The organism is Microbispora sp. KK1-11, assembly GCF_006874435.1.
Classification (GTDB): domain Bacteria; phylum Actinomycetota; class Actinomycetes; order Streptosporangiales; family Streptosporangiaceae; genus Microbispora; species Microbispora catharanthi.
Genome location: NZ_VIRJ01000021.1, coordinates 51694 through 65267, shown reverse-complemented (window position 1 = coordinate 65267; position 13574 = coordinate 51694). Strand labels below are relative to the sequence as shown.

The window sequence follows — 13574 nt, the reverse complement described above, 5'->3', positions numbered from 1 at the left end:
GTCACAGGCGCCAGGTGATCCCATGGTCGGGCTGGTAACGGCAGGTGGCTCCCGTGGACACGGCGGCACGCAGATGGGCGGCCATCGCGGGATGAAGCCGGTCGAGCTTGCGCAGCACGTCGCGGATTCGGGCGGTGACCGCCTTGCGGGCGCGCTCGGCCTCGTCGCCGAGGCGGCGGTCACGCCCGCCGAGACCGGAGGCGGAGCGCAGCTCGGCCAGCAGGGCCGCCCGCTCCCTGTCGAACTCGGCCGCCCGGCCGTCGTCTCCCCGCTCGGCCGCCCGGTCGATCTCCTCGTCGAGCAGGGCGAGCCGGTGCCGGTATCGCGCCTTGGCCTCCTCGTCGAGGACGGCGTCGCCGCCCATCCCCCGGGCGGCGACGACGAGCTCCCCGCCCTCCGGGGCGAGCAGCCGTACGGCGGGCAGGTCGGCCCCGGGGTGGTGCAGCAGGCAGTGGAGGTCGCGCAGGCCCTTGGCGTCGGGCAGGTGAACGGTGTGGCCGCCGAACCCCAGGGTCCAGACCGCGCCGTCCCGCCGGAACTCGGCTCCGGGGCCGGGCGTACGGCTCCTTCGGACGCGCTCCAGAACGTGCCGCATGCCGAGCCGGCCCGCTTCGCCCTCCACGTCGTCCAGCAGCTTCCCGGCCTCCTCCGCGTCGCCCGGGCGGCCCCGGCGCAGCAGCGCCTCACCGAGATGCGCCCGCGCCTCGACGGACCACGGGCGGGCGAGAAGCAGCTCGGCGGAGTGCCAGGCGGCGGTGAACCCGTCGATCGCCTCGTCCCAGCGTTCCTGCGCCGCGTCGACGAGAGCACGCAGGAGGACCACCGGGCCGCCGATGTCCCAGCCGTACATCGACACCGCCCAGTTGCCGAGGTAGGGGTCGAGCTCGGCCCTGGCCTTCTCGCACAGCTCCGGGTCGCGCGACCACGCGGCGGCCATGGCCTGGAAACGCAGCCACAGGGGCTGTATCGAACGCCGCGGCTCGCCTCTGGCCATGGTGTCGCGCAGGTGGCGCAGTGCGGTCGCGCCGTCTCCCCTTCGCAGCGCGGTCATCGCCTCCAGCAGGCCCGGGCAGGGGTGCCGGCTCCTGCGCAGCGCACGGTGGATCTCGTCCAGGCCGTCGTCGCGGCCCTGGAGCATCCGCACCGCCCAGCGGTGGTGGTCCAGCATGTACGCGAAGTGGTCGTGCCCGTGCTCGAACCGGGCGAGCTCGTCGAGCAGGCTCTCCGCCTGGCCGAAGTCGCCCGTGAGCGCGGCGATGATGCTGCGGTCGCTGGCCGTGGCCATGTCGAGGCGCGGCAGGTCGGCGCTGCCGCCGAGCGCGACGAACTCACGGAACTGGCCGAGATACGCGGGGTCGCCCTGCTCGAGCAGAGCCACCCAGCGCAACGCGGCGGCGATGCTCTCCATCTCCACGTCGCCCGTACGGCGGGCCAGGGCCAGCAGCTCTCCGGTGAGCGCCACCCTCTCCGGCGCGGTGCCCAGGCCCCAGATGGCGTCGTGGAAGGCCCACAGGCTGAAGGCCAGCGCCTCGTCGTCCTCACCGCGCCGGGCGAGCAGCGCCACATGGATGGCCAGCTCCCGCGCGAGGTGGTCGAGGGAGAGCTCCTCGTCGGGGGGCCGGCCGTCCCGGACCAGATCGCCGTGCGCCTCCCGCAGCAGGTCAGCGACCAGCGGGCCGCCGTCGCCGCCGCAGGCCGCGTAGACCGACAGCGCCACCCGGGCGACCAGCTCGGGTTCGCCGGTCTCCCGCGCGACGGCGGCCGCCTCCTCGAACGTACGCCGGCCGTCGCGCTCGTCCCCGTGGTAGAGCTCGCGGCCGAGTTCGAGTGCGACCACGACACGCCGGCGCGGCTCGCCGGCGACGGCGGCCAGTTCGAGCGCCCTGCGATAGTGCCCGAGCGCCTCCTCGGCGGCCAGGCGTGCGGCGGCGTCACGGGCCGCGGCGAGCAGCCGGTCCACCGCGTGGGCCGGCTCGACGTGGTCACCGGCGAGGTAGGCGTGCCGGGCCACGTCGGCGGGGAGCACGTGCTCGGCGAGGCCGGGCGACCGGTCGACGGCGTGGACGACCGCGGCGTGCCGCCGGGACGCCGCCTTCTCGTCGAGAGACTCGTAGAGCGTCTGGCGGACCAGGTCGTGCGCGAACGCGAACTCCTCCCCGCCCTTCGCCGCCACGAGCCGGGCGGCCACCGCCTGGTCGAGCAGCCGTTCCACCTGGAGAACGGGAAGGGCGGCGACGGCGGCCAGCACCTGGCGATGGAACTCACGCCCGAGCACCGCGGCGGTGGCGAGAAGGTCCACGACCGGCGCGGGCAGCAGGGACAGCCGGCGCAGCAGGGTGTCGCGGACGCCGGGAGCGATCGTGCTGACGGAACCGCCGCTGCGCCACAGCCGCGCCGTCTGCTCCACGAAGAAGGGGTTGCCGCCGGTGCGCCGGTGCACCTCGGCGACGAGGTCGGCGGACGGATTCCGGCCGGCGGCGCGGGTCATCAGCGCGCCGACCTCCTCGCGTTCGAGCCCGGTCAGGGTGACCGTGGTCGCCCGCGCCACGAGCGGCAGCACGAGGGGCCGCAGCGGATGGTCCGCCGACTCCACCTCCACGTCGCGGTAGGTGCCCACCAGCAGCATCCGCTCGAACCAGGTGTGCTGGGCCGCGAACTCCAGCAGCCTGAGCGACGCGACGTCCGCCCAGTGGAGGTCTTCGAGCACCACCACCAGGGGACGGCTCTGCGACACGGCCACCAGGGCGCTCGTCACCGCGTCGTACAGCCGGAAGCCCTCGGCCGCGTCGGCGCTCGGCGACTCGCCGAGCAGCGCGGCCAGTCCGGCGCCCGCGGCGTCCTCGGCCGCCGCCCACTCTTCGGGCGCGGCGCACCGTCGCAGCCCGCGCAGGATCTGCACCCACGGCCAGTAGCCCGGGGCGCTGTCGGAGTCCCAGCACGATCCGCTGAGGACCAGCGCGCCCAGACGCCTGGCCTCCTCAACCGCGCTGGTGACAAGCGTGGTCTTGCCGATGCCGGCCTCACCGGCGACCAGCGTCAGGCCGCCGTGGCTGCCGACCGCCCGTGTGATCTCGGCGCGCAGCATCGCGGCAGGGTGCTCCCTGCCGATCAGCCCAGTGCCGATTGTGGTCGCGCCGTCGATTCGCATGCCGACTCGAAGGTATCCGCCCGCTCCGACAATTTCCGGCGTCCGGCACCGGTATGTGCTCAGCCGAAGAACTTGGTGAGGATCTGCGCCAGCGCCGCCGGCCGGTGCAGCACCCCGTGGTCCTCTCCGGGCATCACCAGGAGCTCGGCGCCGGGCACGGTCGCCGCGACGGCCTTCGTCCCCTCCGCCAGGTTCGGCGCGGTCTGGTCGCCGTAGACCGCCAGCACCGGCACACCGATCCCGGCGAGCCGGTCGTACGGCATCACCTGCCAGGGCGCGCTGACCAGCACGTCGTACGGCAGGCTGGGCGCCTTGTCGGCCAGGAACGCCCACTCCTCCCCGGCCTTCATCCCGGCGATCGCCTCGGCCGGGACCCCGACCCCCTCGTGGAGGAACAGCTCCACCGCACCGTCGCGGTCACCGGCGGCCACCAGGGCCTTGAGCCGGTCGTAGATGTCGGCCGCCGGCCTCGGCTGGTTCTCGTCGGCGCAGTACGGCGGCTCGTAGACGGCCACCCGGTCGATCGGCAGCCCGCGCATGGCCCCCTCAAGCACGAGGACGGCGCCGGAGGAGTGCCCGAACACCGAGGCCCGGCCGCCCACGTGCTCGATGACGGCCGCCAGGTCGTCGATCTCGTTGGCGACCTGGTAGTCGTCGCTCTTGTCGTCGCTGCCCACCCGGCCCCGCCGGTCGTAGGTCACGACGGTGAACGCCGACGCGAGTTCGGCGCCGAGCCCGGCCACCGTCGAACGGTCGTTGAAGGCGCCCCCGACGAGGATCACCGGCGCGCCCTGGCCGATCGCGTCGACGGCGAGGGTCGTGCCGTCCTTGGACGTGATGTTCTCGGTCATGTCTGTCAGCCTTTCAGGGGTTCACCGTCGTGTGAAGGTCATGTGGGTGACGCCGCTCGGGGTGGTCACGGACTCGATGCGGAAGCGCTTCTCGAGCCCTTCGAGCCCGTCCCACAGGCGTTCGCCACGGCCCAGGATGATCGGGACGACGGCGATGTGCATGTGGTCGATCAGGTCGGCGGCGAGGAACTGGCGGACGGTGCTCGGCCCGCCGCCGATCCGCACGTCGAGGTCGCCGGCGGCCTCGCGGGCCTGACGCAGCGCCTCCTCGGGGGTGGCGTCGACGAAGTGGAACGTGGTGCCGCCCTCCATCTCCACCGAGGGCCGGGGGTGGTGGGTCAGGACGAAGACGGGCGTGTGGAACGGCGGGTTCGGCCCCCACCAGCCGGTCCAGTCGTGGTTCTCCCACTGGCCGCGCTGAGGGCCGAACTTGTTGCGGCCCATGATCTCCGCGCCGATGCCCGCGTCCCACGTGCCGGTGACGGCGTCGTCGACCCCGGCGCTCCCGCCGGTCTTCCCCTGCATGGCGTGGAAGGTCCGGGTCGAGAAGAACCACTCGTGGAGCCGTCCGCCGGCGTGGCCGAACGGCTCGTCGAGGCTCTGCCCCTCGCCCGTGGCGAAGCCGTCCAGAGAGACGGAGAAATTGTGCACTCTGACACGAGACATTGCTGATCTCCCGTTTTCGGCCACTGCTTGCGGATTGCAACTACTGGGATTGAGCGTAGACTAGGTGATGGCAAAACGCAATCAGTTGGAGGTCGGTCATGCGAGACGAGCCGCGGTCGGGATGCGCGATCAACGCGGCGGTGGAGGCGTTCGGAGACAGATGGAGCCTCATCGTCCTGCGCGACGTGGTCTTCGGCGGGCGCCGGCACTTCCGTGACCTGCTCGCCAACTCCGACGAGGGGATCGCGTCGAACATCCTCAGCAGCCGCCTCAAGGCCCTCGTCGCGGGAGGCCTGCTGACGCATGAGGAAGCGGGACGAGGACGGCGAGGGACCTACAGCCTCACCGAGGCGGGCATCCAGACGGTCCCGGTCATGGTCGCGCTCGGCTCCTGGGGCCTGCGCCATCGGCCGACGACACCGGAGCTGACCATCCGGGCGCGACTGCTGGAGGAGGGCGGCCCGCCCCTCTGGGAGAACCTGATGGACGAACTACGCGAGGCGCACCTGGGCATCCCCCGCCCCGACCCCGATCGCCCGCGCGCCTCCCAACTGCTCCAGGAGGCGTACGAACGGGTCCTGGCGACGTCGTCGACAATGAACACGTGACATCCGAGGATCAGCAGCACCCGCGCGGCCGTGTCGTCGAACTCAGTCATGTGGTCAGGCACGGCATGATCACCTATCCGGGCCTGCCCGCCCCGGAGATCGGCGATCACCTGACGCGCGAGGACTCCCGGGGCCGTTACGCCCCGGGCACCGAGTTCCAGATCGGCCGCATCACGATGGTGGCGAACACCGGCACATACCTCGACACTCCGTTCCACCGGCTCGCGGAGGGCGAGGACCTGGCCCAGATCGACCTGTCCCGGCTGGTCGACGTCCCCGGTCTGCTGATCGACGTCTCCGGCTCCCCCCGGCGCGGCATCGGCGTCGACGCGTTCGAAGACCACGACGTCAGGGGGCGCGCGGTCCTGCTGCGTACGGGCTGGGACAGGCACTGGGGCAGCCCGGCCTACGGCGACCCGGAGCATCCCTTCCTGACGGCGGACGCGGCCGCCCTGCTCGCCGACCGGCAACCGGCCGTCGTCGGGATCGACAGTGTCAACATCGACGACATGGCCGACGGGCTCCGCCCGGCCCACACCGCCCTGCTCACCGCCGGCATTCCGATCATCGAGCACATGCGCGGGCTGGAACGGCTGCCGCACACCGGGTTCCGGCTCCACGCGGCGCCCGTCGCCGTGTCCGGCATGGGCACCTTCCCCGTCCGCGCGTACGCCCTCGTCCCCTGACCGCCTTACCCGTACGCGAGCTTCGCGGCTCCCAGGAACGGCAGCAGGCGTTCGGCCTCCTCCGTCACCGCGTTCGTCTCGGCCGTCCCCAACGGCCGGAACGGGACGAGGCGCAGGGTGCCGTCCTTGACCGACCAGCTGCCGTGGACGAACCCGTCCACGAGGAAGGTCGGCAGCACCATCGCCGCGCCCGGCATCACCCGCTTGCGGTCGGCGTCGCCGATCACGCGGGTCCGGTCGGCGTGGCCGAGCAGCAGGTTGTCGAAGGCGGGCAGGAACCGTACGGGAACCGGCGTTTCGGGGTCGGGCAGTTCCGGTGCGCTCTCCAGATCGAACAGCTCCCTGCCCTCGGCGTCGCGGTAGCGGCGCAACTCGCCGCGCATGGCGTCGACCACCTCGCGCAGCCGCGTCAGCCCCGACCACGCCTGCATGTCCATGACACCGGCCGGCCCGTAGGCCGCCAGATAGCGGCGGACGAGGTCCCGCACCGGAGCCGGTTCCATGGGTGCGCCGAGCCAGTCCTCGGCGCGGGTGACCGCGATGGCGTTCCGGGTGCCCCAGCGGCCCCACGTCGCGGTCTCGGGGGTGTGGACCAGCGGGGTCCTCAGCTCCACCTCCCCGGCCAGGATCCTCCCCTCCCGGCCGGGATAGCGCAGCGCCAGCAGCCGGGCCAGCTCCCGCCGGGGCAGCGTCCGGCCCGCCAGGATCCGCGCTCCCGCCGCCGTGAGCGCGTCGGTGTCGAGTCCCCCGCTCACCCGCCTGAAGTACGACGTGCTCGCCGTACGGTCGAGAACCGGTTGCAGCACGGGCCGGAACCGGCGGAAGTCGCCGGCCACGGCCAGGTGCTGCGTGCTGCGCAGCAGCGCCGAGCGGACCACCGCCCGCTCCTCCAGCAGGACGCTCAGCTGGGCCTGGGTGAAGCCGTGGATGCGGCTCCACAGCCCGACGTAGGGCCAGTTCGGCTCCTGGGCCTGCATCGCGACCAGATGCCCGATCACCTCCGGCGCGGTCCGGCCGGTGCGCTCCGTCAGGAACTGCCGTTGCAACAGCGCCCGGTTGAGCGCGCGCGGGGAAAGCACGCTCACGCCAGCCGCACCGCGACGTTGCCCCGATAAGAACCCCTGAGCATGGACAGGAACGCCCCCGGCACCTGCTCGATGCCGCCCTCGACGACCGTCTGCGGGAAGACGAAACGGCCTTCCTCCAACCAGCGCGCGAAGTGCTCGCGCCAGGCCGCGACCTGTTCCGGGGTGTGGTGGCAGGAGAACGGCAGCAGCTCGATGCCCCGGGCCTCGGCCGCCGCGCGGTCCGGCTCGGGGAAGCGGTCGGCGTCGCCGCCGAGCTGGTGGGACAGGGAGCCGCACAGCGCGAAGCGGGCACCGGGACGCGCCGCCTGGACCGCCGCGTCATACTGCTCGCCGCCCACGACGTCGAAGAAGACCGTGATGCCCTCGGGCGCGAGCTCCCGCAGCCGCTCGGCCACCGGACCTTCGTGGTAGTCGAAGGCGGCGTCATAGCCGAGCTCGTCGACCAGATAGGCGGCCTTCGCCGGGCTGCCCGCGCTGCCGATCACCCTGGCCGCGCCCCGGCACCTGGCGATCTGCCCGGCCAGCGAGCCGACCCCGCCGGCCGCGCCCGAGACGAACACCACGTCGCCCTCCCCGACCGCGGCGACGTCGGCCATCCCGTAGTAGGCCGTCACGCCCTGACCGAGGTGATAGGAGGGGTCGGGGAACAACCCACGGTCGAGCTTGACGTACTGCGCGGCCGGGCCCGCGGAGTATTCGCTCCAGCCGGTCATCGACTGCACCAGGTCGCCCACGGCCAGCTCCGGGCTGCCGGACCGGATCACGGTGCCCACGACGGCGGCGCCCACCCGATCGCCGGGCTGCCAGGCGGGCACCGGGATCCGGCAGTCGGCCCGCATGAGCTCCAGGTAGGTCGCGGCCAGGCCCACGTAGTCGGTCCTGACGACGACCTCGCCGTCCACCTCGGTCTCGGCGAGGGTGAAGTTGCCGGGGCCGGGCTCACCGGTGACGGACGCGGCCAAACGGATCTCACGACTGATCATTACTGGTTCCTTCCGGGTGGGGCTTCGAGATCCACGCTAGGGAGGCTTCCGGCCACTTCCTGACCGGAAGTGCCGACAGACTGGAACCATGGCGAACACGAGCTCGCGCACCCTCCGGCTGCTGTCCCTCCTGCAGACCCACCGCCGCTGGGCGGGCGGGGAACTGGCCGACCGGCTCGGCGTCTCCGAACGGACACTGCGCCGTGACGTCGATCGGCTGCGCGAGCTGGGATATCCGGTGCACACCTCGCGCGGGACCGACGGCGGCTATCAGCTCGCGCCCGGCGCCGTACTGCCGCCGCTGCTGCTCGACGAGGAGGAGGCGGTCGCGCTCGCCGTCGGCATGGGCGAGGCCGCGCGGAGCGCGATCACGGGAATGGAGGCGTCCGCGATCCGCGCCCTCACCAAGGTCGTCCAGGTCATGCCACCCCGGCTGCGCCGTCGCGTGGACGTCCTGAGCGAGGCGATGGTCGCCGCGACCTCGGCGGAACCGGTCGTCGCCGTGGACGTGCTGACCGTCGTCGCCCAGGCCTGCCGTGACGAGGAGCGGCTGCGCTTCTCCTACGCCGCGCGGGGCCGCGAGCCCTCCTCACGCGAGGTCGAGCCGCACCGGCTGGTCACCCTCGGCCGCCGCTGGTATCTGGTCGCCTACGACCTGACCAGGCACGACTGGCGCAGCTTCCGGCTCGACCGCCTGACAGAGGCGCGGCCGACGGGAGCCCGCTTCCGCCCGCGCGACCTGCCCGCCCGGGACGCGGCGGCGCTCGTCAGGGCGGCCGCCGGCGTGCCCGAGCCGTACACGGTCGAGGCCCTCGTGCGCGCCCCCGCCGCACGGGTGCGTACGGCGGTCGGGCAGTGGGGGACGGTCCAAGAGGTCGACGACGATAGTTGCCTGCTCACGATGACCTCGACCTCGCTGGACTGGCCGACCCAGGCGCTGGGCAACGTGGGCGCGGAGTTCGACGTGCTGGGTCCGCCGGAGTTCGTCGCGTACGTCCGCGAATGGGGCGAGCGCTTCGTCCGGGCCACAGCACCAAGACCGGCCTCACGCTCCAGCCTTCCGTAGCCGCCACCCCGAACGTCGGGCTCAGTCGTAGAGCATGGGCAGGTCGACCAGGAGGACCCGGGGGTCGCGGGCGGCGGCGTCGGTGAGTGCGCCGTCGAAACCGGCGCCGCTGTAGAGGGCGAGCACGGTGTCGCGAGTGTCGAGCCCGCGCGTGTGCAGTTGGTCTCTGGCCTGCTCCAGGCGCTTCAGGTGGCCTACGTTCATGATTTCCGACCACTTCGCCTCGCCGACGGACAAGAGCCTGCGCGTGTGGTTGTCCTGAGGCGCGAGGGCGATCACGTCGACCTCGATGTTCTGCCCCCTGCCGCCGCCGGGTGCGATCCCCGCAGCGACCTCGGCGGCGAACTCGCCACCCCAGTCATGGGCGAGCGCGAACTCCCGGCACACATGCTCGAAGTGCGGGCCCACCACCTGAGACGTGAATCTCGGCCTGGCCGCCTGCCACACCCGGTCGGCCCATCCCCTTTCCAGCAGGCTCCAGGACGGCCGCATGATCGCCTCGTAGAACGTCACGAGCGGCTCCGCGATCTCGATCGAAGACGTGAGCAGGCTTCATGGAACCCTCATATAAGTACACTTCTAAGAAGCCGACTTCATAGAAGCGTACTTATAAACGTCGGCGTCCTACTGCTGCGGCGCGAAATGGGTGAGGACGTCGGGGTTGGCCATGGCGTCGGGGTTGGCCGCCTTCTCGACCGGGGTGCCGAGCAGGATCTTCCGCACGGGGACCTCCAGCTTCTTGCCCGACAGCGTCCGCGGGATGCCGGGGACCACGTGGATCTCATCGGGCACGTGCCGGGGCGACAGCTCGGTGCGCAGGGCCGTACGCAGGCGAGACGTCAGCTCGTCGGAGAGAGACGCGCCGTCGGCCAGGGTGACGAACAGCAGCAGCCTGCCCTCCTGGCCGAGCTGCCCGGTGTCGATGACGAGGCTGTCGGCGATCTCCTCGAAGCGCTCCACGACACGGTAGAACTCACTGGTGCCCATCCGTACGCCGCCGCGGTTCAGGGTGGAGTCCGAACGGCCGTAGATGACGCAGCCGCCGTCGGGAAGGATCTTGATCCAGTCGCCGTGCCGCCAGACGCCCGGGTAGTCGGCGAAGTACGACTCCCGGTAGCGGTCGCCCGAGGGGTCGTTCCAGAACATGACCGGCATCGACGGCATGGGCCGGGTGATGACGAGCTCCCCCACCTCGCCCACGACCGAGGCGCCCGCGGGGTCGAAGGACTCGACGGACGCGCCGAGGCAGCGGCACGGGATGACGCCGGCCCGGATCGGCAGCAGCGGCACCGCCCCCACGAACCCGGTGCACACGTCGGTGCCGCCGGAGAACGAGCCGAGCTGCACGTCGGGCTTCACGTCGGCGTATACCCAGGCGAACCCCTCGGGCGGCAGCGGCGAGCCGGTCGAGCCGATTCCCCGCAGCCGGTCGAGCCCCTGCGGCTTCACCCCCGCCTTCATCGACGCCATGATGTACGGCGCGCCGGTGCCGAAGTAGGTCACGCCCTCCTCGGCGGCGAGCCGCCACAGGGCCCCGGTGTCGGGGTGGGCCGCGCTGCCGTCGTACAGCAGGACGGTGGACCCCACCAGCAGGCCGCCGATGAGGTAGTTCCACATCATCCAGCCGGTGGTGGTGTACCAGAAGAACACATCGCCCTCGCCGAGGTCCTGGTGGAAGGACAACGACTTGAGGTGCTCCAGCACGATCCCGCCGTGACCGTGGACGATGGGCTTGGGCAGGCCGGTGGTGCCGGACGAGTACAGCACCCACAGGGGATGGTCGAACGGCACCCGCTCGAACTCCAGCGGTGCGGACTCGGCGCGCAGGTCGTCCCAGCTCAGCGCAGTATCGGGGACGTCGGCTCCGAGCACCGGGATCCAGACGGTGGCCTGCAGCGTCGGCAGCTTCCCGGCGATCTCACGCACCACCTCCGACCGGTCGTACGCCTTGCCGCCGTAGCGGTAGCCGTCCACCGCGACCAGCACCTTCGGCTCGATCTGGGCGAACCGGTCGGTCACGCTGGGCGCGCCGAAGTCGGGCGAGCAGGAGGACCAGATCGCCCCGAGCGAGGCGGTGGCCAGGAAGGCGATGAGGGCCTCGGGGATGTTCGGGACGTAGGCGGCGACCCGGTCACCGCGCCCGACGCCCAGCCGCGCGAGGCCCGCCCGGACCCGGGCGACCTCCTCGCGGAGCTCGCCGAGCGAGTACTGCCAGCGGCTGCCCGATTCGTTGCGGAAAATCACCGCCGTCCGGCCGGGGTGGCCGCGCAGCGCGTTCTCGGCGTAATTCAGGGCCGATCCCGCGAACCATTCGGCGTCCGGCATCGTTCCCTGGATGACGGGCCCGTCGCCACGCGTACCGACCACGCCGAAGTAGTCCCATATAGACGTCCAGAAGTCGGCCGGAGACTCGACCGACCACTTCCAGACGTCCTCGTAATCCCCCGTACGGCCCAGTCGTTCCATGTAACGGGTGATCCGGGCCGCACGTACGACGTCGGGCGTGGGTTCCCAGAGCAGAGCGCCTTCCTCGACCATGCCCCCATCTTTGCCACGCTTGAGCCGCATGTCACCCTCCCCGCCCACATAGAACGGGTCTGTCATATGTGGGTTCTGAGCTGGTCGATCGCCATCCGGGCGGCGGCCCCGACCGCCGCGTCGGCCCGCGGCTGGTTCTGCGCCGTGCTGAACGACCGGGTGAACACGGCCACGGCGTAGCGCCCGCCGTCGGGATACTCGACCACCCCGACCTCGTTGCGGAGCGTGGGCAGCGTGCCCGTCTTGCCGCTCACCGCGACGTCGTCGAACGGGAACCCCGAGGCCAGCCGGTGCGGCCACACCTGCAGGGCCATGAGGCGGCGGATCGCCGCGCAGGAGGCCGCTCCGGCCGCCTCGTCACGCCAGATCATGGCCAGCAGCCGGGTCATCTCGCGCGGTGTGCTCCGGTTGCCCAGCGCCGGGTCGAGCGCGCGCAGTCGCGCCACCACCTCGGGGTCGGTGCACGCCTGGTTCACCTCCGACTGCTCCGCCACGCCCGCGTCCGCCCACAGGCTGGCGAGCATGTCGCGGCAGTTCTGCACCACCCGCGTCGCCGTCAGCCCGAGGCCGTCGAGCAGCGCGTTGACCGCCTCCCGGCCCACCCGGGCGAGCAGCACGTCGGCCGCGGTGTTGTCGCTCACCGCCATCATCAGGTACGCCAGGTCGCGCAGCGACAGCGTGGCGTCGTCCAGCATCGCCGCCAGCCCGGTGCCCCCGGCCGTACGGTCCGCCGCGGGCACGCCGACACGTTCGGTGAGGTCGAGCAGCCCGCGCTCGGCCTGGCGGTGCAGTTCCAGCAGCAGGGGCACCTTGAAGACCGACGCGAGCACCACCGGCTGGTCGGCCCCCAGGCCCACCTCGCGCCCGCGGTCGATGTCGACCGCGTGCAACCACCCGGTGACGCCGGCGCTGCGGAAGACGCGCTCCACGGGGTTCATGCCGGGGTTCATGCGAGGAATCCGGTCGCCGGGCGCGGCGTCACCCGCGGCGCGGGCGGCACGCCTTCGTCCACCATGCCGGCGCTCTCTTTCAGCACCTGTACGGCCACGGTCGTGAAGTCTCGCACGTACGGCCCCGGCTCGGCCCGCCAGGCCGGAGAGCAGCGCCAGGCCAGGGGCGTTCCCGCGAGGGGCCGCCACACCACGCCCGGCACCTCGGCGGGGGCGCCGAACGCGACGGCCGTGCCGGACAGCACCAGGCCGAGGGCGAACTCCACACGATCGGTGCAGATGATGTCGGTCGGGACGAAGCCGCCCCGGCGGCACGAGGCGAGCGTGTCGTCGTACAGGCCGGGCTCGGCGTCCCGGGGAAACAGCACCAGGTCCCGCCCGGCCAGGTCGCCGAGGTGCACGGTCGCCCAGGCGGTCAGCTCGTCGTCCTCCGCCAGCAGGACGCCCGGATGCCGGACGAGCACCGGCCCATACGCGAGCCCGTTCGCGGCGACCGGATGGCGCAGCAGCCCGACGTCGAGCCTGCCCTCCAGCAACGCGGCGACCTGCGCGGCCGTGCCCATCTCGGTCAGCGACAGCCGTACGTCGGGGCGGCGCTCGCGAAACCCCGCGATGAGCGCGGCGAGCACGGCGGCGCCGAGGTCGGCGGGGACGCCCGCCCGCACGACCGCCGCGTCGCCGCGCGCCAGGTCGGACATGAGGTCGCGCATCCGCTCGACCCTGGCGACGATCTCCCGGGCCTCGGGCACCAGCAGCCGTCCCGCCTCGGTGAGCGCCACCCGTCGGCTCGATCGCTCGAACAGGCGCACGCCCAGCTCCTCTTCCAGGCGCCTGATGCGCTGGCTCAGCGGCGGCTGGGCCATCCCCAGCCGCGCGGCCGCGTTCCCGAAATGCAGCTCTTCCGTCACAACCAGGAAGTAGCCGAGGTGCCGGACAAGGTCCACGAGCTGGGAGCATATCCGAATCGCACATGAAGCGCGTTGATATCCA

At 72.3% G+C, this 13574-nt stretch carries 12 protein-coding genes; 3 read left to right on the top strand and 9 right to left on the bottom strand.

From position 1 onward, the window contains the following. Position 1: 1 nt before the first annotated feature. Genes FLW16_RS26835 through FLW16_RS26825 form a run of 3 tightly spaced genes read right to left on the bottom strand, consistent with a single transcriptional unit; the run spans position 2 to position 4665 of the window. On the bottom strand, positions 2-3148 hold the full coding sequence (locus tag FLW16_RS26835; RefSeq protein WP_142562918.1) for an AAA family ATPase: 3147 nt from the start codon (positions 3146-3148) through the stop codon (positions 2-4). Positions 3149-3207: 59 nt separating this feature from the next. Beyond that, complete coding sequence (locus FLW16_RS26830; RefSeq protein ID WP_142562917.1) at positions 3208-3999, bottom strand: alpha/beta fold hydrolase; 792 nt, start codon at positions 3997-3999, stop codon at positions 3208-3210. 21 nt (positions 4000-4020) lie between these two features. Further along, entirely contained in the window at positions 4021-4665 is a 645-nt protein-coding gene (locus tag FLW16_RS26825; RefSeq protein ID WP_142562916.1) for a dihydrofolate reductase family protein, read from the bottom strand. 98 nt (positions 4666-4763) lie between these two features. On the opposite strand from FLW16_RS26825, the gene FLW16_RS26820 reads away from it, so the two are divergent. Both FLW16_RS26820 and FLW16_RS26815 read left to right on the top strand, forming a co-directional pair. Further along, positions 4764-5273 (top strand): helix-turn-helix domain-containing protein, encoded by a 510-nt coding sequence (locus tag FLW16_RS26820; protein WP_142562915.1) that lies wholly within the window; start codon positions 4764-4766, stop codon positions 5271-5273. After that, on the top strand, positions 5270-5959 hold the full coding sequence (locus FLW16_RS26815; protein WP_260615617.1) for a cyclase family protein: 690 nt from the start codon (positions 5270-5272) through the stop codon (positions 5957-5959). Before FLW16_RS26820 ends, FLW16_RS26815 begins: the two co-directional genes overlap by 4 nt. 5 nt (positions 5960-5964) lie before the next feature. On the opposite strand, the gene FLW16_RS26810 is transcribed toward FLW16_RS26815, so the two are convergent. Continuing rightward, positions 5965-7044 (bottom strand): winged helix DNA-binding domain-containing protein, encoded by a 1080-nt coding sequence (locus FLW16_RS26810; RefSeq protein ID WP_142562914.1) that lies wholly within the window; start codon positions 7042-7044, stop codon positions 5965-5967. Continuing rightward, a complete protein-coding gene (locus FLW16_RS26805) occupies positions 7041-8030 on the bottom strand; it encodes an NADP-dependent oxidoreductase (protein ID WP_142562913.1) in 990 nt (329 codons plus the stop codon). Before FLW16_RS26805 ends, FLW16_RS26810 begins: the two co-directional genes overlap by 4 nt. An 88-nt stretch (positions 8031-8118) precedes the next feature. On the opposite strand from FLW16_RS26805, the gene FLW16_RS26800 reads away from it, so the two are divergent. Further along, the gene (locus FLW16_RS26800) at positions 8119-9096 is read left to right on the top strand and encodes a YafY family protein (protein WP_142562912.1); all 978 of its coding nucleotides are present in this window, start codon (positions 8119-8121) and stop codon (positions 9094-9096) included. Positions 9097-9117: 21 nt separating this feature from the next. Here FLW16_RS26800 and FLW16_RS26795 read toward each other — a convergent pair whose 3' ends face one another. The 4 genes from FLW16_RS26795 to FLW16_RS26780 form a co-directional block, all read right to left on the bottom strand. Continuing rightward, entirely contained in the window at positions 9118-9609 is a 492-nt protein-coding gene (locus FLW16_RS26795; protein ID WP_142562911.1) for a hypothetical protein, read from the bottom strand. A 111-nt stretch (positions 9610-9720) separates the two neighbouring features. Continuing rightward, the gene (locus FLW16_RS26790) at positions 9721-11634 is read right to left on the bottom strand and encodes an acetoacetate--CoA ligase (RefSeq protein WP_142562910.1); all 1914 of its coding nucleotides are present in this window, start codon (positions 11632-11634) and stop codon (positions 9721-9723) included. 62 nt (positions 11635-11696) lie between these two features. Continuing rightward, positions 11697-12572 carry a serine hydrolase gene (locus FLW16_RS26785; RefSeq protein ID WP_142562909.1) on the bottom strand — a complete coding sequence of 292 codons (876 nt, stop codon included), beginning with the start codon at positions 12570-12572 and terminating at the stop codon, positions 11697-11699. A gap of 8 nt (positions 12573-12580) precedes the next feature. Further along, complete coding sequence (locus FLW16_RS26780; RefSeq protein ID WP_142562908.1) at positions 12581-13528, bottom strand: LysR substrate-binding domain-containing protein; 948 nt, start codon at positions 13526-13528, stop codon at positions 12581-12583. Positions 13529-13574: the final 46 nt, after the last annotated feature.